Source organism: Oceanisphaera psychrotolerans, assembly GCF_001870485.1.
Taxonomy (GTDB): domain Bacteria; phylum Pseudomonadota; class Gammaproteobacteria; order Enterobacterales; family Aeromonadaceae; genus Oceanimonas; species Oceanimonas psychrotolerans.
The window spans coordinates 22,575-47,794 of the sequence record NZ_MDKE01000044.1 but is presented as its reverse complement, the minus strand read 5'-3'; the positions used below and the strand labels follow the sequence as shown (position 1 = coordinate 47,794).

The 25,220-nt window shown below is 62.1% G+C and carries 3 protein-coding genes; all 3 read right to left on the bottom strand.

Annotated elements, in window-relative coordinates; genetic code table 11:
• Nucleotides 1–9: 9 nt before the first annotated feature.
• A complete protein-coding gene (locus BFR47_RS13510; protein WP_071473558.1) occupies nucleotides 10–11,238 on the bottom strand; it encodes a two-partner secretion domain-containing protein in 11,229 nt (3,742 codons plus the stop codon).
• Nucleotides 11,239–11,252: 14 nt separating this feature from the next.
• Nucleotides 11,253–13,343 carry a ShlB/FhaC/HecB family hemolysin secretion/activation protein gene (locus BFR47_RS13505; RefSeq protein WP_083399151.1) on the bottom strand — a complete coding sequence of 697 codons (2,091 nt, stop codon included), beginning with the start codon at nucleotides 13,341–13,343 and terminating at the stop codon, nucleotides 11,253–11,255.
• A 100-nt stretch (nucleotides 13,344–13,443) separates the two neighbouring features.
• Complete coding sequence (locus BFR47_RS13500; RefSeq protein WP_139215190.1) at nucleotides 13,444–25,218, bottom strand: VCBS domain-containing protein; 11,775 nt, start codon at nucleotides 25,216–25,218, stop codon at nucleotides 13,444–13,446.
• Nucleotides 25,219–25,220 lie beyond the last annotated feature (2 nt).

Below are 25,220 nucleotides of genomic sequence, written 5' to 3'. Positions count from 1 at the left end.
GGTTGTATATCACGCACGGGTGAGTGCTTGCGTGTTGTCATCAGATTCGGGTTTGACAGGTTCGATGAGCAGTTTCAAAGTCTGTGACTCACCTGTCAACGGGTGTTTTGTTTCGATCATGATCACGAACACCTTGCTGTCAGCCGGAATGACCCCGGACAAGCGAGTAGAGGGTCCGTGACCTATCTGTTCGATCCATACCGGAAGTGGCTCTCCCTCCAGTGTCACCTGGACCAGCTCGGAGTCACCCACCAGCTCTGCCAGAGAGATTCTGAACTCCTCATCCGTCGCCAGTTTGATGACCGGCATCTCGATGCTCAGGTTACCCCTCACCATTGGATCCGTGGTCAACAAGGCATATCCGCTCTCTCCGGCCTGGGTGATCGCCGAGGCGCCGTATACCACATCCGGCCGGGTATTCAGCAGCGCATCCGGGAAAATTTGCGCGGTTGCGGATAACGCGATCACCGGCTCGTTCGGACTCTGCGTCGGAATGCCGCTGCCCGTTGAAGACTCATTGTTCACACCACTGATGATACGCATGTAATTATCCGGCACCAGCATCGAGGTACCGGTGTAGTAACCGTTACCCGGGCGGGTGACCAGATCGGCCGGCATGTCGTTGTACAGGGTGCTGAACCTCAGATAATTCGGCTGCAGCCCGGCCATACGCTGAGTGTACAAGTCTGATGTACGCTCGTAGATCAGCCAGTTGCTATCCGCCGCGGTGATGGCGTCATTGCCGGCGCCAGTGCGATTGTAGAACCAGGTTCCCGCGGCCAGCACGGCGGCATTGCCGCTCGCGCCGTGCACCGTCATCGGGCTGTCGAGGAAGATCTCCTTACCGCTGCGGGCCCAGACTGTCGACAGTTCACTGCTTCCATGCCAGGTCATGCGCCCATCGGCCTGGGCAACGAGATCGGCCGAGGCACCGTCAATCTCGCCCAGCGTCATGTTGCCGCCCGCATTCAGGCTCGCCCTGTCGGTCAGGGTCAGCAACCCGGTGTGGGAGAGCGAGCCGCCGGCATTCATCGACACCACCCGGGCACGGTTATCACCCGCCATGGCCAGATCCGTGGTGGTTCCCGCTACCAGAGTACCGGTATCGATGCCGGTACCACCAGCCTGGAGCATCCGGTCAGCCGAAAGCAGGATCTGGGCGGTATCAAAGGTTGCCAGATCGGCATCCAGTCGCAGCAGCCCTGTATCGGCGCCGAGCGTCAGATTGCCGGTATCGCTACCGACCGCCTGCGCCACGAGCAGATCGCCGCCCAGGGCCTGCACGTCGATGTCCCCCGCCGCATTCAGGCCACTCAAACCATCAACCGTCCCGACGGTCAGACCGTCGCGATCCCTGTAACCGATGCCGCCACTGGTGGAGTCGGCTGCCAGGGTATCGACATCATTGCTGTCATTGTTCAGGGTGATGTCGTCACCCGCCCTGATATTCAGTGACGCGGCCGTGACCGCCCTGGCCGATTCGGTGGTGTTCTGGTACACGGCGTTCGCCACGTCCATTCTGACAGTGCCGTCGACGACCCGAATACGGTCGTCCAGTTGAAGGGCGTCCGCCACCAGATCGATGCTCTGGTTATCGCCGGCGGTCAGACCGTTCAGGCTTGACGCCGCCCGGTCGGTGCTGTTGGCGCCGTTCACCGCCGTGACCTGGTCCACGGTAAGCTTGCCGCTGTGAGCCAGATACTGGCTGCCACTGCTTTGCGCCGCAACACCCGTTGCATCCGCGATCTCGATCCGATTGGTTTCAGTGCCGATATCGCCGCCCGCCTGCAGCAGCACATCGCCGGTGGTGCTCAACTCGGTGGTGGTGCCGGTGGCGCTGTCGGTGCCGATGGCACCACCCGCCAGCAACTGTAAGGTACCCGTGCCCGAGGTCACCTGAGCACCGTTGTTCAACGCCAGGGCGCCGGTACCGCCGGTGCGCAGATCCACGTAGCCGGTGGTATCGGCCGCCACGTTCTCGGTCAACGTCAGAGCTCCGCCCTGAGTGGTCAGGGTGATGTTACCGCCGTTACCGGTGGTCAGGCCCGCATAGTCGACTTGATAGCTGCCGCCGATATTGTCACCGGTGTTGAATGCGTCCACCCCGCCCAGCTGCAGCGCATCTGTGGCACCCAGCTTGCGCAGCCAGAGACTGCCGCCGTCCGCGTTGGCCGCCAGCGCCGAGGCGCCACCGATCTCGATGCGGTGGCTGTCGCTGCCGATGCCGCCGGCCGCCTGCAGCAGGACGGAGCCGTCGGTGCTGATGGCGGCGGTGTTGTTGGTCGCCTTGCCACTGACCAGGTTGTTACCCGCCAGCAGCTGAATGTCGCCGGTAGCGGAGCTGAGCAGGGCCGAAGCGCCGATAGTCAGATCAGAGAGGCCCCCGGCGCGCACATCCACCCAGCCATCACCGCTGGCGGTGACGTTACCGTTCAGCGTGATGGCGCCGTCGGTGGTGCGCAGATTCACGTTGCCGTTATCGCCGGCCACGAGCGCGGCGTTAGTGGTCAGCTTGCCGCTGTTCAGCGCCCGCAGATCGATGCTGCCGCTGTCGGTACTCACGGCCTGGGCCACGAGCAGGTCGCCGCCCAGGGTCTGCACATCGATGTTGCCCGCCGCGTTCAGGCCGCTGAGGCCATCCACCGTACCAGCATCGACGGTGCCGATAGTCAGACCGTCACGGTCCACGTAACTGATGTTGCCACTGGTGGATTCCGCCGCCAGGATGCCGATGGCGTTCTCCGGGTTGTTGAGCGCGATATTGTTGGTGGCCTGTGCGCGCAGGGAACCGGCGCTCATCGCCTTGCCGCCGGTCAGCACCTGATCGATGCTGTCCGCCAGCAGGCGGATAATGCCGGTGGTACCGGTGATCTGCACTCTATCGTTCAGCTGCAGCGCACCCGCCGCCACCAGATCGATGCTCTGGTTAGCGCCGGCGGTCAGACCGTTTAGATCCGTTGCCGCATGGTCAATGCTGTTGGCGTCGTTCACCGCCGCCACTTGGTCCACGGTAAGCTTGTCGCCGTGAGCCAGATACTGGCTGCCGCTGCTGTCGGCGGCCAGTGCGGTCACACCGGTCAGCTCGATGCGGTTGGTATCGGAGCCGATATCCCCGCCCGCCTGCAGCAACACATCGCCTGTGGTGCTCAGCTCGGTGGTATTACCGGTGGCGCTGTCGGTGCCGATGGCCCCACCCGCCAGCAACTGCACAGTACCCGTGCCCGATGTCACCCGGGCACCGTCGTTCAACGCCATGGTACCGGTGCCGCCGGTGCGCAGATCCACATCACCACTGCCATTGGCCGCCACGTCCCCGACCAGGGTCAGGTCGCCACCCTGAGTGGTCAGGGTGATGTCACCGCCGTTACCGGTGGTCAGACCGGCATAACTGGCGTTGAAGCTGCCACCGGTATTATCGGTGATGTTGAAGGCTTCCACGCCGCCCAGCTGCAGCGCATCTGTGGCACCCAGCTTGCGCAGCCAGAGACTGCCGCCGTCCGCGTTGGCCGCCAGTTTGGAGGCGCCGCCGATCTCGATGCGATGGCTGTCACTGCCGATGTTGCGGGCCGCCTGCAGCAGCACGCTGCCGTCATCGGTGGTGACGGTCGCACGACCGGCATCGTCCGTTGCCCGGGTGGTCAACAGGTCACGACCGGCCAGCAGCTGGATATCACCGCTGGCCGAGCTGAGCTGCGCGTAATCCGCGCTCAGGTCGCCAACCGTGATATCGGAGGTTGCACCACCGGCACGCACGTCGATCCAGCCTGTACCCTCAGCCGTTACATCGGCGTTCAGGGTGATAGCACCGTCGGTGGTGCGCAGATTCACGTTACCGTTACCGCCGGCCACGATAGCGGCGTTGGTGGTCAGGTTACCGCTGGTCAGCGCCCGCAGGTCTATGCTGCCGGTGTCGGTGCCTATGCTCTGGGCCACAAGCACATCGCCGCCCAGGGTCTGCACATCGATGTTGCCCTTCGCGTTCAGGCCGCTGAGCTCGTCCGCCGTGCCCGCATCGATGGTGCCGACAGTCAGGCCGTCGCGGTCCACGTAACTGATGCCGCCACTGATGGAATCGGCCGCCAGTGTATCAACATCATTGCTGTTATTGTTCAGGGTGATATCGCCACCCGCCCTGATATTCAGTGACGCGGCAGTGACGGCCTTGATCGATTCGGTGGTGTTCTGCAACAGGGTGTTCGCCACGTCCATTCTGACCGTGCCATCGACAGCCCGAATACGATCGTTCAGCTGCAGCGCACCCGCCGCCTCCAGATCGATGGTCTGGTTAGCGCCGGCGGTCAGGCCATTCAGCATGGCCGCCGTATGGTCGATGCTGCTGCCGTCATTCACCGCCGTAACCTGATCCACGGTCAGCTTGCCGCTGTGAGCCAGATACTGGCTACCGACGCTGTCGGCCGCCAGCTGGTCTACCCCGGCCAGCTCGATGCGGTTGCTCAGGCTGCCGATGTCGCTACCGCTCTGCAGCAGCACATCGCCGCTGGTGCTCAATTCGGTGGTGGTACCGGTGGCGCTGTCGGTGCCGATTACACCGCCCGCCAGCAACTGCAGGGTGCCGCTGCCGGAGGTCACCTGAGCACCGTTGTTCAGTGCCATGGCGCCGGTGCCGCCGGTGCGCAGATCCACATAGCCGTTAGCATCCGCCGCCACGTTCTCGGTCAACGTCAGAGCTCCGCCCTGAGTGGTCAGGGTGATGTTACCGCCGTTACCGGTGGTCAGGCCCGCATAGTCGACTTGATAGCTGCCGCCGATATTGTCACCGGTGTTGAATGCGTCCACCCCGCCCAGCTGCAGCGCATCTGTGGCACCCAGCTTGCGCAGCCAGAGACTGCCGCCGTCCGCGTTGGCCGCCAGTTTGGAGGCGCTACCGATTTCGATGCGGTTGCCGTCGCTGCCGATGCGGCCGCCTGCCTGTAGCAGGACGGAGCCGTCGGTGCTGATGGCAGCGGTATTGTTGGTCGCCTTGTCGCTAACCAGATTGTTGCCCGCCAGCAGTTGGATATCGCCGGTGGCCGAGCTGATCAGGGCCGAAGCACCGATGGTCAGATCAGAGAGACCGCCGGCACGCGCATCCACCCAGCCATCACCGCTGGCGGTGACGTTGGCGTTCAGGGTGATGGCGCCGTCGGTGGTGCGTAAATCCACGTTGCCGTTATTGCCGGCCACGATGGCGGCGTTGGTGGTCAGGTTACCGCTGGTCAGCGCCCGCAGGTCGATGTTGCCGCTGTCGGAGCCCACGGCCTGGGCCACGAGCAGATCGCCGCCCAGGGTCTGCACATCGATGTTGCCCGCCGCGTTCAGGCCGCTGAGGCCAGCCACCGTCCCGACGGTCAGACCATCGCGGTCCACGTAACTGATGCTGCCATTCACCGAGTCTGCCGCCAGGATGCCGATGGCATTCTCCGGATTGTTGAGCGCGATATTATTGGTGGCCTCTGCACGCAGGGAGCCGGCACTCATCGCCTTGTCACTGCCCAGCACCTGATCGATGCTGTCCGCCAGCAGCCGGATAATGCCGGTGGTACCACCAATCTGTACCCGGTCGTCTAGTTGCAGGGCACCCGTCGCTTCCAGATCGACAGTCTGGTTAGCGCCGGCGGTCAGGCCGTTCAAATCGGCCGCCGTCCGGTCGGTCTTGTTGGCCGTGTTTACCGCCGCCACCTGAGCCACGGTCATATCTCCGCCGTGGGCCAGATACTGGCTGCCGCTGCTTTGTGCCGCCACGCCCGTGGCATTCGCGATCTCGATGCGATTGCTATCACTGCCGATGGCGCCATTAGCGGCCACCAGCAACACATCGCCGCCGGTGCTCAATTCGGTGGTGGTGTCGGTGGCCGTATCGGTGCTGATGCCGCCTGCCGAAAGCAGTTGCAGGGTGCCGCTAGCGGACTGAACCTGGCCGCCATCGATGCGGATAGAGCCGTTGCCGGTGCGCAGATCCACATCGCCGCTGCCGTCAGCTGCGATGGCGTCCACCACCACGATGTCGCCATTCACCTTGGTCAGGGTGATGCTGCCGTTACTGCCGGCCAGGGTACTCAGGCCGGACATGGCACCGCCGGTCTGATTGACGGTACCACCGAAGGTTTCAGCCGTATTCAGCGCCGTTGCCTCACCCAATTCCAGAGGGGTGCTGTCCAGATGCCGCAGCCAGATGCCGCCGGCACCGCCCTCTGCCGCAATACTGATCGGCACGGACACTTCGATGCGGTTGCTGTCGCTGCCGATGGCATTGCCCGCCTGCAGCAAGATGGTATTGCCGGTAGAACCAATCAGCGCGTTGCCATCGGTGGCCTTGGTGGTGGTGATGCTGTCACCGGCCAGCATCTGAATGACGCCGTTTTCACTGGTGACCAGCGCGGTTTCAGATGCCGATTGATCGAGGATCAGGTCGGAGCCGGCTCCGCCTGCACGCAAATCAACGGTGCCGGTACCGGTTGCGGTCACCGCCTTGTCCAGCGTCAGCGAGCCGTTGCCGGTGGCAATGCGTACATTACCGTTGGTACCCGGCGTCACGCCGGTAACGGAACCGGCTCCGATCAGGCCGGTATCGATGCCGGTCACTTCGCCTATCGTCAGATCCCCGGCATTGAGCAGGGTGACATCGAAATCGTCGGTATTCAGCGCCAGTGCCGCCAGGTCGATCTGGTTGGTTTCATTATTCAGACCGATCTCGCCACCGGAGACATCGGCGGCCAGAGCAGAGGCAGTAATACGTGACTGGGCGGCATCGGCGGCCTGGGTCAGGGCGCCTGCGGTTTTCAGCGCAATCTGGGCATCGGGGGCCGTGATGCCGTCACGGTCCACGGCCGTTTGGCTGATCAGACCCAGGTTGCTGCCGGTATCCGCGGTCTTGCCGGACAGGGACACGCGGCCAATCTCCAGTGCGCGGGCGTTGTTCAGTGCAAGACCGGAATCCGCCGCAAATGCGCCGGCAAAAGTCCCGATAATATTGTCACTGAGCAGCTTTGCCACGCCCTCACCGGTGCTCAGGTACACCGCCGTGGCCGTGTCGACATCGGCATCGCCGTCAGCAATAACGGCGTCGTCGGTCTGCAGCAGGGTGCCGTTTTCGACCCGTGCGCTCAGGATGTTGGCGGTAATGTTCTCGGACTGGGTTAAATTGGCAACCACGCCCGGCGTGGTGCTGAGCACACGCAGGTCAATCTCGTTGGCGGTCAGGCCCGTCGAGGTGTCGGTTACCGCCGGCTGGATAGCCACCATTCCGGTGTCGGTATCGAAGGCATATCCTTCAACACGGGTACTATCGAGCTCGCCGATGTCCAGCGCCTGGCCGTTGGTCAGCACCAAATCACCGTCAATATCCGCGGCCAGGGTGTTGATGCGGTTGACCGCAGTGGCCACAAAGTCTCCGCCCCCTTCGAGGCGCAGTTCGTCGGCGGTGATAACCCCCTTGGCGACCATGCCCTCGGAGCTGGTCAGGCCGCTGTCGGTGATGATGGTGAGGCTGCCCGCATCCCGGGTATTCGGCTGGCGAGCCACGGTCAGCGCCGAGTTGATCACTGTCTTGGCCGCATAGGCATCGTTGTTGACACCGGCCAGCAGCGTCAGATCATCCCTGAAGGTGGTCGGGGCATTGACCACGATATTGCCGCTCAGATCGGTACGTCCGATGGTGATATCGGCAAAACCGGTGCGCGCGCTATCGGCCGTTACCAGCTCACTCATGGCAACGGCGGTGGTGGAACCATCCCTGAAGGTCACCAGATAACTGCCACTGCCCTGATTGAGTACCGTCGTTCCTTCATAACCGGTCAGATTCCGGATCGCCGCCTGGATATTAGCACCCAGGGTGGCGGCGTTGCCTGAGTAGGCGATGTCGGCAGTCTGCAAGCCGCCAATATTCAGCTTGAAGTTGCCGCCCGCATTGCCGTTGATCAGCAGATTCTGTTGCGATGCCAGACTGGCGGTGCTGGCCGTGACCTGAGGCGCGGCGAGGAACACCGCGTTGGCACTGCCGTTGAACCAGTCCTCACCCAGATACAGGGTCCGGCTGACATCCGTTTCCGGGCGACTGCCGGCATTGCCGAATTCGATGCGGGTATCGGCATTTTCCGGACGGATCACCAGATGACCGTCACTGGACACCTGCAAACGGGACGAAGAGTTGTTGACGAACTCCATGGAGTCGGCCACGAAGATGATATCGCCCGTGGCCGTGCCTTTGTTTGCGTCACGCCCTACATAGATGTTGTTGCCGGAGGCATAGATACCGAAGCTGTTCTCGCCAGCGTCGTCCAGGCGGCCACCCGAGGTGCCCTGCAGCAGAATATAGCCACTGCTGCTGAGAATGCCGGTGCCATTGTCCTGCAACCGGATACCGTGGTTCTGCTCGACGGAGTTCACGTTGCCGCCGCCGCCCTGACCACGAACCAGAATATCGCCGCTGTCACTCTGCACCAACGCGCTGTTGGCCAGCAAGACGCCGAGATAACGGTTACCGCCGGTCACCGCATCTCCAACCGCACTGGCGTCACCGTCGAGCAAAATATTGCCGCTGGTGGTGGCCAGGGTGGCCCGACCGGATACACCCTCACCGATCACGATGCCGTCTTTATTGCCACTATCGGTCTGATTCAGTACCTTACCGCGCACACTGAGCTGGCCGCTGCCGGTGCTAAGCTGGGTGGCTGCACCGGTGATGCGCACACCGGCCCCTGACGAATCCGACGCCTGCCCGCTGTCGGCGGTGCGGCCATAAATCGAGAGATCGCCACCAGCGGTCTCCATTTGGGTATTATGTAGACGAACACCATCGCTGCCGTCGGTATCGCCGGCCACGCCCTCGGCATAATTACCGGCACTGCCCAGGCTGATATCCCCCCCTTCGGTGTCGATATCCACGTTGGACATGATCACGGCACCCTGTCCCGAGCCGGTCGCCACGTTGGGATTGAACAGCAGGTTGAACGCTTGCCCCGCGTCTGTATCGATACTGACGCCCGACAGCTTGATTGACTGATCCGAGTTGATGGTCAGGGTCTGCTCGCCGGCTAACGCCGCATGAATGTCGAAGCTGTCCTGCAGATAACTGGTATAACCCGACGTCAGACCCGGTACCGCGCCGCCGGTGATGTTGATGGTCACATCATCGCTCAGCAGGTTGAGTACCGGATTGCCGGCGAAGTTGTTGCTGGCCGTGATCACGGGGCCCGAGGTGTTGCTCAGATTGATCGACGCGGCATCAAAGTCGATGTCCGTGGCGCCGTTGAAGGTCAGGCTGCGCAGCGGGTCGGCCACGCTGCCGATATCGCCGTTGAAGATGATCTTGCCGGCGGTCGCCCCCGCCCCGGTCAGGCCGGTGGTATCCAGCGTCAGGCTCTGGGGTGACTGGGTCTGGGCCGTCGGGTCAGTCGATGAAATGACCGGGGCCGCACTGAGCACCTGACCGTCAAACCGGATATCGCCACCGAGGTTGTTGTAGACACCGCCGGCGTCCGATCCCTGAGTGTTGATGGCGACGGTGTAGCCGTCATCGGCCAGGTAGACATTTTTGGCAAACAGCACATCGCCAGAAGCCACACCCGCGCCGACACTCTGGGTCACCTTGGTGCTGACCGGGGTTTCATGACGCAGATAGGTGTCTTTGTTGAAGGTGATGGCACCGCCATTGGTCGCCAGCTGGCCAAAGATGGAGATGGTGCCGATATCAGACGCTGCCGTACCAAAAATCAGGTTGAGCTGGTTGCCGCTCCCGCTGGAGGTAATATCCACCCCCGTATGCAGCACGATATCGTTGCCGGCATCGAAGGTCAGCGTGGCGGCTGCACCGGTGGTCTTGGCGATCGACGCTTCAATGCTGATATCCTGATCCGCCTGAAGCGTGACATTTGAGCCACCATTCAAACTGGCCTCGATGGAGGTATTGCTGACCGTGTCTGCGGATCCTCCGGTCGTATCCACGGTCAGGTTGGTCGGATCCAGCAGCCAGCTGCCACCTTCACCGGACTCCGCCGACACATCCACATTGCCACTCACGCCCAGGGCGCCGCGGCTGGAGGTTTCAACCTGCCCGCCTCGGCCCTCACCGGCCCCGGTCGCACTGATACGGCCGTCATGCCGTGTCTGCTCGGCAGACCAGAGCACCACTTCGCCACCATCACCTGAGGTGATCGCGTCGGCACTGATGTCGGCATCCTGGGAAACCGTCACCCGGCCCGCTTCGGCAATCTCATCCTGAGCGCCCTGCCAACCGCCGCCCACATGGATGGTACCGCCGCCGGCCAGCCCGTCCGTGTTGACCGTGCCCTTGATGTCGACATCGCCACCGGTAACCAGAATGCGACCGCCGGTTTCTCCCGCGTCATCGCCTCTGGCCTCGACGGTGCCGGCAATCATCGCCGCTCCTTCCCCGGCATCGATGCGGATGCTGCCGTCACCATTCATGGCCAGGGTATTGGCCCGGACGATACCGGTCTGATTGATAGCCGCCGCCAGGGCGCCGCCGGCATGGCGGCTCTGGATCAGCACTTTGCCGCCATCGGCGACGATGGCACCACTGTTGGCGATGGCTGCATCGGCACTGACGCCATCCATTTCGACACCGATAAGGCCATCGGCCGTCAGCTCGAGGCGGGCCTGATCCCCGGCCAGCAGCGCGACCTGTCCCGTTTCGGCGGTAATGGTGCCGCTGTTCTCGACCGTCTTGCCGGCCAGTACCACAAAGCCGCCGGTACGGGTGGTGATCTGCCCCTGGTTGATGACGCTGCCACCGGCCGCCAGATCTTCCAGCAAGAGGCTGCCGTTGATGAACTCGTCACTGTCCGGCATCTGCCCCAGCACAGCCAGGCTGCCCACGTCGATGCGGGCACTGCTGCCGAACAGCACGCCGGCCGGGTTGGCGATAACCACACCGCCCTGGGCGTTGATCTGCCCCAGGATCTGGGAAGGGTCACCGGACAACACCCGGTTAAGGGCCAGATCAGAGCTCTGCTGCAGGAAGTTAACGATGGCAGCCGAGCCCACGTTGAAGGTATTCCAGTCAGTCACCAGCCGTGAGCTATTCTGCTGGATGTTCATGACATTGTCTGCCTGGGTGATCACCGCCTGACCCTGACGGATCACGGCGCCGGAGGGCAGCTCATCGGGTGCAGGAGCCGCCTGAAGTTTCATGGAGAGGCAGACAGAAGCAACGGCAAGCGAAAGCAGCTTGGGATTCATGTGGGGTGTTTTGTTCACCCGGGTGTTATGCTTGGTCATTCCGTAAACCTTCCTCAAAACAGTATTTTACCGATCACCCAGAGACGTCCCTGATTATTCTTACCGTCGCTATCGGTACCTTCAGGGGTTGGATTCGGGTTATCGCCGGCTTTTTGGGCGTAGACCAGCTGCAGGTTGCCGTTTTCGCCATAAGTCAGGCTGAGGCCGGCGCCATAACCGGCGAGGGTATAGCTATTGGGCCCGTCGAACACAATACCCGGGTTCGGGTCTGCGTATTGGGTAATGCCACCGACGTCATAGAACCCGAACGCTTCCACACGCCCCCAGTCCGGCTGGGCGAGGATCTTGCGCAGCTCCAGATTGGTCACCCAGCCGTTATCGCCAATCCCTTCGCCTACCGGCCAGGCGCGAACGCCGTCCGGTCCGCCTAGCTGAAATTTCTCGGCACTGTCCAGGTTGCCATTCGCCCACTGGCCATTCAGAGACGCATTGAAGAACAGAGTCTCGAACGGCAGGGCCTGATAGCGTTGCAGCGAGTAGTTGCTCTTGGTGAAGCCGCCCTCGGTCTGTGCCCCCAGGGCATCGTTGAACTGATAGTCGCTGCCGCCTTCGAGATCGACAGAACCCTGTGTCAGGGTCAGGCCCCAACGGGTCTGGCCGTCGAGGCTGTCGATATGATCACCGCTGAAGCCCAGGCTGGCGGAGTTGATGTCACGATCATTCTCGATAGCGCCAAAGAGGATGGAGTTCTGGTAGTTCTTGAAATCGAGGCTGGCATACAGATCCATGTTGGTCTGGGCGCTGCGCTGGAGCGGATAGCTGCCAAACAGGGTGGTCACCGAGGAGTCACTGGCAATGTTGATCGGAACGGCGAAACCCTGCTCGAAATCGAAATCCACGCTCATGGCGGCATAGGACATCCCCAGCCTCAGACCTGATTGCCCGGCCCGAAAGTGGCCACCTACCTTGTAACTGCGGGACGCGTCGGCCTCGGTCAGGTTGACGAAGAGTTGCTCGCCATGCCCGGTGGGACTGTTCAGGTTCAGGTTGGCACTCAGGCGCTCGGCACCGGTGTATCGACTGCCGTAGTTGTCGGCCGTCAGCAGCACATTGACCAGGTCATCATCCTCGACTTGCGCCACCACCTGGGTCGTTCCTGGCTGGGAGCCGGGCTTGAGATCGGTCTGTACGCGCTTCACGCCCGGCAGATCGTTCAGGAGTCTCACTTTCTCCTCGAGGGCATTCACATCAAGCGGCGCTCCCGGTTTGACCGCGTCAGCCAGATAGGCTGATGCCACCTCGGTCTTGAGACGCTCGCTTTCACCCGCGATGGTCAGGCCATTCTGGCCGGACGCCTCGTCCACGATGCCCTCGAGCACATCCACCCGCACGACACCATCACGGATCTCCTGGGGCGGCAACCACGCCTGCGCCAGTGCATAACCGCGATCACGCAGCAGCCGGGCCAGTGACTCAGCCGCGTCGCCGAGTTCTTCGACCGTCAGCTCCCGATCAGACCACTGTGCCATGTGCTCCGCGACCTCGGTGTCACTCAGCAGGGTAATGCCCCGAATATCGTAACCGGCCACCTGAATTCTGGGGGTGGCATCCTGATAGGGTGTCACCGGCGCCAGGCCTTCGATTGCCACGGCCACCTGCCGGTTTTCCAGAAACTCAATCTGGGAGAACCTCAGCACGGCATCAGGGTGTCCGTTTTCACGCAGGAACATGAGCAGATCGTTGGCAGCCAGCTGGAATTCGTCAAAACTCAGTGCCTTGCCACTCCAGGGCGACATCACCTGGGACAGGTGCTCTACATTGACATCCGCGCCATCCAGCACCGGGATCGCATCGACTGAGAAGGTTCTCTGGGTCAGGTCGACAGGTGGTGGTTCGATGGCAGGATCGACCGTCGGCGCCGCCGCCGGCGCCCGCAATACCACCTTGCCTTTCATCCGCTCGGGAATACGCATCGGGTCCGATGCCGGGTCGGTTGCACTGCGTTCGTCCGGCTGAGCAAACAGGCTCACCAGCTGGAGTTCGTCGGCATCGGCTCCCTGTGCCAGCAACTGCATGGGTGTTAGCGCCAGTACCGTCGTGATCAGCGAAACGAGTGGCTTGATATCTGCTCTGGCCGCCGTCATTGCGTTACCTCACGGGCCGCGCCAAAGCATTTCACGGATATCGGTGTCAACATAGGGTCCCTGTCAATTCTGTCCATCGCATCAATATTCATTATTGTTTTCAAGTGTCCAACCGCCCCCAGTTCCAGCGGATTCGTCCATTGCCGTTCGGGGCTCCGGCCCGGGCAACCGCCAGGCTCGAAGCCGCACCGATCCCTTCGAGGGCCGTCACACCGGCCTCTTCGGAGACCGCACTATCTGCTCCAGGTGCCTGGTGTTGAGGCTCATCGGCCTCGCCCTCTGCATTCGTCTCTGGCGAATCGGCCTCGACCACGGTGTCTCTGCCGGGTACTGACTGATTGTCATCCGGATTCAGCCCGGATGTGGTTTCATTTTCGGTTTCCCCGACCGCCTCCCCGGTCTGTTCAACCGGCTCTTCGGCAGCGAGCCTGCGCTCGCGATCATCATCTTCATCTGCAAGCAGTGACTGCGCCGCTTCAGGCCCGTTTGCCGGTACGCCGACCTGTGTGGCCACACCTTCGGCATGGCCAAACACGATACCCGAGTCCAGCAGGCTGGGAGCGGCGGCGATCTCGCCACCCAGGGCCGGCCTGGCCCCGGTCGGTACCACCCCGGCCGTCGGCATAAAGACGCGCTCACCCAGGGTGTTCAGACTGAAGGGCACCACCTGAGAAGTGCTCGAATTATCATCCTGCTCGGCAGGAGAGCCGGCTTCGGCCATCTGTTCAAGCAGGCTGCCGGTTGTGAATTCACCGCGAGTGCCTTCACCCGTCGCCGGCGTCGGCCCGGAGTTGGTCGGGGATTCATTCAGAATGTAGGCGGCCTGATTCTGGCTCACGTTCAGATAACCGGTGATGCGTACCGAAAAAACAAACTCGGAACCATCGAGCGTCGTCAGCGTGAAACTTTCCTCGATGCGTTCATTCCGGGCCAGCTCGGCCAGCGCGGTGCTGGCAGGGTTCAGTCGGTACTCCCAGTTACCGGACGAATCCAGTGCCAACGAACCATACGCGGTTCTCTTGTTGAGCGCAACAAACGCGGACTCTCCCTGATCTGCATCGATAATCTGTAAACGGCCGCTTTCGGACATGACCAGACTCTCGATCAGATTCGCCATCGCGCCTGTAGTCGGGTCTGGCGTGATGACCGGGGTATTGTTCCGGCCATGAATGGTGAACGTAGCCTGCCGGACACTGCCGTCCGCCGTTTCGACGGCAAAGCGATCGGTCACACTGACACCTTCCGCCAGCCCTTGTACCGCGGGTGCGTCGTTGTTCAGGGTGTAGTTCCAGCGTCCATCCGTATCCAGCACGAAACGACCGTAGACGGAGTCGCTGTCCTGGGCCACAAACAGGGACTGTCCGGCATCGGCATCGCTGATGGCCAGCACCCCGCTGGCCTGCTGCTGCCGACTCTCGGTCAATACCGCCAGGGCACCATCACCCGTGTCCGGGGTGATGACCGGCTGGTCGTCACTGCCGCGGATAGTGAAGCTGAAGGTCTCGGTGGTGCCGTCCGCCGTCGTTACCGTGAAGCTATCGCTCAGGGTATCTGCCGCTGTCAGTTGCTGTACCTGGGCCGAGGCATTATCGAGGCTGTAATTCCAGCTGCCATCGGCATTCAGCACGAAGCGCCCATAAGCGGAGATGCTGTCCTGGGCCACAAACAACGACTGGCCCGCATCGGCATCACTGACAGCCAGCTCCCCGCTGGCCTGCAGTTGGCTATCTTCATGCAGCACCGCCAGGGCACCGTCACCGGCCGCCGGTGTGATCACCGGCTGGTCATCGCTGCCATTGATGGCAAAGCTGAAGCGCTGGGTGGTGCCGTCAGCTGTTTCGACCGTGAAGGCGTCGATCACCTGTTGACCGGAGACCAGCTCCTGCACGGCGGCCGCGGCATTATCCAGGGTGTAGGTCCAGCTGCCGTCGGTTTTCAGCACGAAGCGACCGTAGGCAGAGCCGCTGTTCTGGGCCACAAACTGGGCCTGACCGGCATCGGCATCGCTGATGGTCAGTACACCGCCGGCCAGCAGCTGGCTATCTTCATGCAGTACGGCCAGGGCACCGTCACCGGCCGCCGGCGTGATCACCGGCTGGTCATCATCGCCCTGAATCTCGACGCTGAAGGTGCGGCTGGTGCCATCCTCTGTCATCACGGTCACAGTGTCGGTCAGCAGATCGGCGGAAGTCAGTTGCTGAACGGCCGCAGAGGCATTGTCGAGGGTGTAGCTCCAGCTGCCGTCGGTTTCCAGCACGAAGCGACCGTAGGCCGAACTGCTGTCCTGCGCCACGAACAGGGACTGGCCGGCATCGGCATCACTCACGCTCAGCGCCCCCCCGATCCGGGTAAGCTGATCCTCGGTCACCCGTTGGCTGCCCGGGTCGGAGATCTGGGCGGCGTTGTTGCGTCCCTCGATGCGGATCTCCAGTGTTCTGGTCGCACTGCCATCGGCACTGCCGATCCGGAAGCGCTCAACCCGGACTTCCCCTTCTTTCAGATACTGAATATCGCCATTGCGTACCACGTAATTCCAGTGGCCATCGGCGGAGATGCTCAGCTCGCCCAGTGTATCTGCCGACAACATCTCGACCTGTTCGGCGAAGGCGTCTTCGCCAGCGTCCGCATCGCTTATCGTCAGCTGACCACTCGCCGTGAGCAGCTGCTCGCCCGCGCTGTTGTCGGCTTCTTCAACCAGGGTGCCGACCGTCGGCTCGGCCCCCCCGATCTCGGCGCCATCGTTGGTTCCCACCAGCTCGACCGCAATGGTCGCGGTACTGCCATCCAGGGTGGTCGCCACCAGTGAGTCGACAATCCGCTCACCGGCGCGCAATGCCTGGACGGCCGCGGCGCCATTATCGATCTGGTATTGCCACTGACCATCGGCGGTCAGTGTAAACCGGCCGAAGGCGGTATCGGTTTCCATGGCCAGATAACGCGTTCTCAGTGTCGTATCTTCGCCATCCAGCAGGCGACCGGACGCCGCACTGACCAGGCTGTCGTCTTCGGTTAGCGTGGTCGTGACGGATCCCGGTGCATCGGTACGGCCAGACAGGTTGATGGTCACCGTGGTGGCACTGCCATCGGTGGTGGTGACCGTGAAGTACTCGACTCGCTGTTCACCATCGGTCAGGGCCTGCACCTGGGCATTGACGGCTTCGCTGAAGCCGCTGGCATCCTGACCCAGGTCGTAGCGCCAGCCACCGTTCTCGAATACGGTCAGATAGCCATAGCGGCCCTGCTGGCTGTTGGACGCGGGGCTGAAGGTCGCAAAACCGCCGGTCAGAGACGGGTAGGCAATGCGGCCGGACACGCTGTTACTCAGCTCTTCGGTCACGCTGCCTTCGCCATAATAGGTATAGCTGTCGCCGGCACCGGTACTGCCACCGGTATCCCCCTCGACCAGGGTCGAGCCCGGGATCAGCACGTCGTCATTGGCGGCGGAGGCATATTCGCGATCGGCGAAGATGCCCATCTCGCCCGCCTCGCCCAGTACGACGACACTGACCACCTTGCTCAGCAGATTGATGGAGCCGGAGCCCGGCAACAGGCGATGACGGTCACCGATGCTGCCGGTGAGGGTATCGAGTGACAGGCCACCGAGCAGGAAGTTGGTGCCCGCATCCGGCAGGATGAAATGATTGCCCGTCTGCCCTGTCGCGACAGAGCTGGTGTCGGTGCTCTGCATCAGAACCGGGACACCCAGGTCGTAGTTGACCTGCGCGTCGTCACCCGCCACCAGACGACGGCCCTGATCGGGCGAGCTGATGCGGATCTGATCCGCACCGGCACCACCAAACACGGCGGCATCGCCGCTGCCCAGCACCATGCTGTCGACGCCACCCGAGGCAGCCGAGGTGGTCATCAACTGCTGCAAACGGGTTCGCTCGAAGCCATCTGCGTTCAGGTACTGCTCGTAAACCGCGGCACCGGCATCACCGAACAGGACCGAACTGTCTTCCGCTCCGGTGAAGGCGGTCACGCCGTCGGCACCGGCACCGCCGAAGATCAGCTTGTTGCCGGCGGCGGTCACTATCTTGTCATCACCACCCAGCGTCGGCTGGGTCACCCCTGCGAACAGATGCTGACGACTATCGTCAGCGGTGATCAGGCGACGATAGTCCAGGTTGTCCCCGGAGATCACATCGTCGGTTCTGACACCGGTCTGGATTCGGATCTCGTCGTCGGCCACGCCGCCGGCAATCACCTGATATTCCGCCATGGCGCCGGCATTCTGATCATCACCGGAAATCGTCAGGGTAATGGTGTCGTTACCGCCGGAAGACACATCGCCATCCAGCGTCGCAAAGCTCAGCAGCCGCCCCTGCACATCGAAGGCAATGTTGGCATTGTCGCCGGCAATGGCCCGCTCCCGGCTTTCACCGGTTGCCGCCACATCCGCACTCAGAGTAATGGCGTCGGCCCCGAAACCGCCGATCACGACCTTGTTGCCGTCGGCCAGGGTATTGTCACCGCCCCCGATCTGGATGCGGTCGTTACCGCCGATGCTGGTGCCAAGACTGGTGATCAATTCGGGAGTTCCCGCCGCACCGAACAGCATGCGGGCATGATCACCGGCCACCAGGGTGTTACCCCGTCCGGCACGGATTTCGTCACTGCCGCTACCGCCGATGATGACGGCGTCGCCGGCGACGGTGGTCAGAATATCGTCCGCCCCCAGGGTGACGTCATGGCTGCTGACGGACTGCCGCTGGGCACCGCCGTTGCCGACCAGACCGGCGGCACGCCTGATCTCGCCGTTGTCTCCCACCAGCGTGGTGCGGGCTCGGGCCCCGTTGATGCCGATGCGGTCGGCGCCGATGCCGCCGATTGCCAGCACCTCGCCCATATCACCGGTCACGGAGCCGGCGATACCGACCCGGATCTGGTCATCGCCGCCGGTGGCGGCCTGAAGGTCGGTGGATACCATGCGAGTCAGGCTCTCGACCTGCTCGTCCGCCTGATCGGTCGGGGCAAACTCGAAGCGTGCGTTGTCACCCGCCAGCACCCTGAAGGCCGTGGTGTTGGCATTGACGAACACCTGATCGCGTCCGAAGCCGCCGATCAGTGCCAGATCACCTTCCCCTATCGTCAGCCTGTCGTCACCACCACTGTTGATCGCGAGACTCTCGATCCGCACCAGTGCGCCGGAACTGAACACCATCTCGGCCGAGTCACCGGCCACCAGCAGACGATTGCTCATTCCATCCTGTGCCGCGCGGGCATCGGTGGAGCGAATATCGACGGTATCGGCGCCCTGACCGCCGATCACCATGTGTTCACCGGAGCCCAGCAGAATACTGTCGCCACTGCCCGAACCGGTAACGGTGGATCTGACCGCGTTCAGCAGGTAGCTCTGGGACTGTCGGAGATATTCGCCATTGTCGCCCAGCACGATGCTTTCGCTCAGCGAGCCCGGTGCAATAGTGACACTGTCGGCCCCCATGCCCGCCATCACCAGGTTGAAACCCAGTGTTTCCCGGGTGTTGTCGGCACCAATCAGGATAGTGTCATTACCACCGGTGGCGGCGATCTGGTCCAGGGTCCGCAGCGTCGTCAGACCACCCCGGTTATCGAACAGGAATTCGGCGTTGTCGCCGGCAATGAAACGACCGGTGCGACCGCGATTTTCGGTCTGGGCCGACGCCGTTACCGGAGCCGGCAACACCGCCGCAATACCCACCACCCCGGCCAGGTAGCTGGTGCCGCCGATAAAGTCGCCACCATTGCTCCAGCCGTTACCGCCGGCATCGGCGGTGGTGGTCGCATCGATGGTGATGTTATCGGCGCCGATGCCACCCGCCACCAGCTTGTAGCCGTCGCGCAGCCTGATGGTATCGGCACCACCCAGCACGGTGCTGATGGTGGTGGCGGAGCGCAGCACACCGTTTTCGGCGACCGTATCGAACAGGAAGGTGGCACTGTCCCCCATGACCAGATGGGTACCGTCGAGCAGCGAAATAGTGTCGGCTCCAAAGCCGCCAATCACCAGCTTGTTGCCGTTGGCGGAGACGATCTCATCGTTACCGCCCTTGTCGGTTTCGGTGCTGGTCACCTTCAGCATCATGTTCGGACCTGAACCGGTGGAGGCCGCGCGCAGCACTTCGCCGTTATCCCCCAGGATCACGTCTTCACTGGTCGCCTCGCCCTGCACCCATCGGCCATCGGTATCGATATGAGCCGACACCAGAATACGGTCGTTACCCATGCCGCCGATGATGAAATTCTGTCCCAGGTTGCGCGCGGCCGTGTCGCCGCCGCTGCCAATCCGGATCTGGTCGACACCGGTGGTGGCGGCCAGGGTATCGGTGGAGCGGAAGGCGGTCATGGCACCATAGCTATCGAACAGGATATCTGCATGATCCCCGGCCAGCAGCCGTAGGGAGTCGCCGCTGGTGTCACCGCCAGCCGCGGCCAGGGTGATGCTGTCCGCGCCACGGCCACCGATCACGACGGCGTCCCCGGTGCCCAGGGTGATGATATCGTCGCCACCGCTCGTCACACCGGTCTGCGATGTGATGCTGCCGAGACGGTGGTCATCCGGCTCCGCCAGAGAAAACTCGATACGACCGTGGTCACCCATTACGATGTTGCGTTCGCCATCCGGATCCGTTGCCACGATACGGTCGGCACCCGCGCCACCCAGCACGATGTTGCTGCCAGCGCCCAGCGTGACGGTGTCCCCGGCGCCATAACCGCTGGTCCAGGTCGCGACCTCCAGGGCACGGCGGGTGAACGGATCCAGTACCAGATAGCCCTCATCCGCCAGCACCAGGTTGTCGCCGTCGCCCAGCAGGATCTCGTCGGCCCCGGCGCCACCGATCACCACATGATCCCCATGCAGGCCTTCGATGTAGTCGGCTTCACCAAAACCGGCATCGGTGGTGTCGTCCACTTCCGCCCTCACCAGGGCTCCGGTTGCATCGAAGCTCATGCGCGCCAGATCCCCCGCCAAGGTATCGTTGCCGGCCCCGGTATAGAGCCGATCCAGCCCCAGCGAACCCAGCAGCACATCGTCACCCAGGCCGCCGATCAGTACCTCTTCGGTGCTGTTGAACGAGCTGCTGTGAAGTGTGGAGTCGAACCAGGTCCATTCCCGTGCCGGCAGCTGGGTCCAGGCCGGCCGTGTGACAACCGCGGTGGATTTGGACTCGATCCGGTTGTCGGTGTCTTCGACGATCAGCGTATCGGCGACCAGCAGGTCGCCACCACTGGTACTGATCAGGGTGTCATTGCCCTGCATGCCGAAGATCTGGTTCTGTCGTTTGTCCCCGACCAGCACATCGTTGCCCTGACCACCGATGATGTTGTGGAAGCCACGGATGGTGACGTTGGTCGCATTGGTGTTGATACGGCTGCCCGATGCCACGGTCGCGGCACCTGCCACCGTCGTGAAGCCGTCCGGCAGGGTGTATTCGCTGCCACTGGTGTTGATGCTGAGCGCCGTTGCATAGTCGGAAAAATCGATGGTATTGCGCACCCCCTCACGTTCTTGCGTCACATTCAGTCCAACCCCGCGGGCCGACCCGCCATGGAGGCTGCCACTGACGGCGGCCTTGTTCTCGAAGGCGAAGATATCGCTCTGGACACCACCGATCAGATTTTCGAAGCCGGTGAAGCGAAGCACACGATCGCCGTAAGAGGATACCGGCGCACCCTCGTTGTTGACCGCGCCACTGGTCATGCCGGTGATCACCCCGTCATTCAGCCCCGCGGCATCGGTATCGGTCAGGCGACTCTGGGCATGACTGTTGAGTGTTGCCTCGAGCTGCACCATGTCGGCGGAGATGTCGGCCACCTGAATATGCAATCTTGCGCTCTCGTAGGACATATCCAGGATGTCGTCACCGCTGCCCCCTGCAATCAGGCCTATTTCGGTGCGGCTGTCCCAGGATACCCGGCTATTGCCCTGGGTCACCTTGCCGTTGTAGGTGTCGAGCACCAGCCCGGCCGTCTGTTTGGAGAAGTCGATCACGTTGGCGCTGCCACGGATATCGTTGTCCGCGATGGTCGCCACCCCCCAGTTACCGAGGAAGCGATAGCTGTCTGCACCGTCGCCCCCCTCCATGGCGGTGGTTCCGGCACGGGCAATCAACAGATCGTCGCCGTCGCCCCCCTCGAGGCTGGAGCTGCCGCTACCCCCGATCAGCACATCGTCGTTCGGGCTGCCGACCAGCTTGTCGGTCCCGTCACCGGCCACCAGCACCACATCGATGTTCTTGAGGCCGGAGACATCGACCGTGTCGTTGCCGCGACCGGTAAAGCCGACGATCCTTTTAACGCCGGTATAGGCAACGGTGTATTCGGTGCCGTTGAGGGTCGCGGTGATCTCGATTTCACCGTTACCGGTTTCCTTGATGACAAACTTCTCGTCACCGTCCTCGATATTGCGGTATTTGCGATCTTCGGCCCCCTTGCCCTCCATCATGGCGGCGATGTTGAAATCCACCGCACTGTCGGATGGCAACAGGGCGTTATCTCCCATGTGCAGCACGAAGGTGCCGTCACCGTTATCGTCCGATGCCAGTATCGGCATGCAGGGCTTGGGCTTCCAGACGACCTCGAACAGCTGAACATCGATGAGTGTTTTACTGTAAATGGATTGCCAGCCGGCGATAAAGGTGTTTACGTCGACGTAAATTTTGGCGTAGGCATTTGCCCTCAGGCTGGCTTCAACCAGATTGAGCGGATTAAACGGCTCACACATCAGCTGGTTGAGAATTTCCAGCGCACGGAATTTGCCATCCCGGGCCCCCGGGCCATTTTCATCCCAGAAATCCAGCTCGCCGGTGAGTTTGATGCCCCCTTCCGCCCCCGCCCGGGCAAGTCCGATATTCAGTTCCGCATACACGGCCAGAAAGGCATTCAACACCACTTCCGGTGTATCGACCCCATTGATGAAATTGTCGCTGACATAGAAGCCTTCGAGCATGTGCAGCGGATTTTCACTGTCGATAAACTTCATGATGCCGTAGGTATCGAATCCCAGCGTCAATGCCACATTAACAGCGACCCCGCCCCGGATACCCGCCTTGACGCCCGGGACAATATAGGAGCCCGCATCAATCCGCACATCCACACTCAGGTTCGGTGGCGTAAAGGTCACCAGATCCACCGGTTTGCCCATGATCAGATCCAGCACCAGCGACAGATCGGTCAGAATCGGGATCTTGAAGGCGTTGTTCGGGTTCTGCAGTTTATCGAGGAACGAGGCCGTCCCGGCGGTGGAACCGGTCCCGTTGCTGGAACTCATCGCCTGATCGGTGCTGTTGACATCACCACTCAGGGATGAATTCTTGCGACTGCCGCTGTCCTGCAGGTTGCCACCGAAGCTGAACACCCGTCCGATCGGGATAATCAGCCCCTGGGCATCAACCGGAATCGCGTTGAACAGATCCAGCATGTAGACGAAAGACTTGATGAACTTGACGTTCACCTTGCCCTGACCCAGCTCCTCGGCAAGATCCAGTACCGTATAGTCGCGCCCGGCCAGTTCGGACAGGCCCGGTATCGCCATGGTCAGCCCGTCGATCACCGGCTGCAGAGGCTGGGTCACCTGCTGGATTTCGCCCACGATGGGCGCGAGGAAGTCGGAGAACAGGCTGCCGACATCGATGGCCAGGTCGGTAATCCAGACCTGTGGCTGGGTCGAAAACATGTCGCCGTAGCCGATCGGAATCGAGGCGGTGTTGAGCGCCCAGGTCATGTGGAAATCACCGATGATACGCGGCAACGGCGTATCCGGAATCGCCAGTTCCATATGGAAGTTGGCCTGGGCCGCACCGGTAAACTGCTGGCGGAAATTGTCGGAGAACTTGCCGCTGGTCATTTCGGCATAGGTCAGACGGCCGTCCGAGTTGCGGTCGGTCATGTTGATGGCGAACTCGCCATGGAAGAAGGTGCGCGCACCCACCTCGTCCCCGAAGGGCGAGTAGTTGCTGACGTCATTGCCGTCCTGATCCACCACCAGATCACCCGCCAGATAATCGGTCAGGGTACCGGCCACGAAGAAGATATTGGCCGATATCGACGCCGGGTTACCCGCCAGATAGGCATCGAACACTATGCTGAGCTCGTTGACCGCCGGGTTGGAGTCCGGCAGATCCCAGGGATTGTCGATCAGCGGATTGAGCGCCGGGTCCTGAACCGCCTCGAAGCTGCCGCTCAACGAAACGTCCTGCCCCAGCAAGGATGCACCCCCAAAGGTGATCAACCAGGTATCATCCTGCTCGGCCACGGTAATGCCGGTATAGTCGGCAGCCACCGCCTTGTTGAGCCGGGTCTGCAACTGGGACGCCGTCATGTCGTTGCCGGCCCCGGTCAGGTTCCAGCTGTTGCCTCCGGCCGAGAAGCTCAAGTCGAAGGTCCCCTGGGAGGAGACCGGAGGAGTCACGTAGATTTGGGAGGCGACCGTGGCCGGATCGGTTGGCGTGCTCAGCGTAGACACCGCCAGGCTCGCCGTGTTGGTCAGGGTCACGGTCTTGCCGGCGAGGCTGGCGCCACCAAAGTCGATGACCCAGTTGCCACCGCTTTCGGTGACGCTGATGCCGGTATAATCCGCTGCAACAGCGGTATTGAGCTGCTGCTGCAGGATGGAAGCCGTCAGCGTGCTGCTGTCCAGCCCCGACACTGTCCTGCCGGTTCCGTCGGCCGTAAAGGTCAGGTCAAAGGTGCCGGCAGAGGTATCCGGCGGTGTCAGACGCAGCTGCGTGGTTTCCGTGAGACTGTCGGACGGCAGGGTCTTTTTCTGGGTGATCAGGTCGTAGACGCTCTGGGTGAGCGCCGCATCATCCAGGCCCGCATTGCCCGGCATCTCGGAAACCAGATAGAGGCCTTCCTCGATATTCACCCCGAAACCAAAGAAGAAGTCCCAGCCCAGATCGAGCCCGATACCGCCGTCCACATCCAGGTTGAGTCCCGCCAGGCCGATATCGAAGGACAGATCCAGCTCGCGGGACAGCAGGCTCTGGCCGAGGTTCATGCGGAATTGCAGTGCACCGGCTTCGGCCAGTGGGTCGTAGCCGTCCACCGCCACGATATCACCGCCCTTCTTGTCACCTCGCACATCGGAGGTACGACCGGCCAGGGTATAGCCCAGACGGGTACCTGCCGCCACGGCCGGAGACAGGGAGCCAAATGCCAGGTATTCGACCACGATATCGTCGGCCGTGATCACCCCATCGCCGTTGTAGTCCTTAAGGTAGTTCAGGAAGGGATTGTCACCGCCACGGTCCGCAATCGCCATGCCGTCAATCTCGGCCTCGATCCACTGATCCATGCTCAGCGGATTGATCAGACCGTCGTTATTGCTGTCGGAGGTGAACACCTCGAACAGGGTCATGCGCAGCGCATTTTCCATGCCGCCGTAGGTATCGAGCGAACTGTCGATGAAGTTCTGGATCTCGGCAATCACGCTGCCGCGAATATCGGCGATGAACTGGGCCCCCTCGGCCAGTTGCTCGCCGATCAGCGGCAACGGCAGCGAGGCAATGGCATCCAGCGACTGCTGAATGCCCTTGAGCGCATAATCGATGCCGTCGATGATCACGGACGGGTCACGGATCAGGCGGATCAGGGGGTTGTTGAGCTTGAACAGGTCGAACATGCCGCCCAGCTCGGGCAGGCGATAGTTGAGGGTATAGGCACTGTCATAGGCGCCCGCGCTGTCGATCATGACGGAGCTGACCGTGTCACCGGCCATCAGGCCGTTCATCAGTTCGCTCAGGCTGTTGACCTGCAATTCGAGGTCACCGATGTAGATCGGGTTTCTGAGGCTGGCATCGATCAAGCCCAGCTCGCGACCCAGAGCGAAGATATCGTTGGGCAGGGTGACATAGCCCGGCAACAGCACATTGGCCGAGCCCTCGAAATCCACGG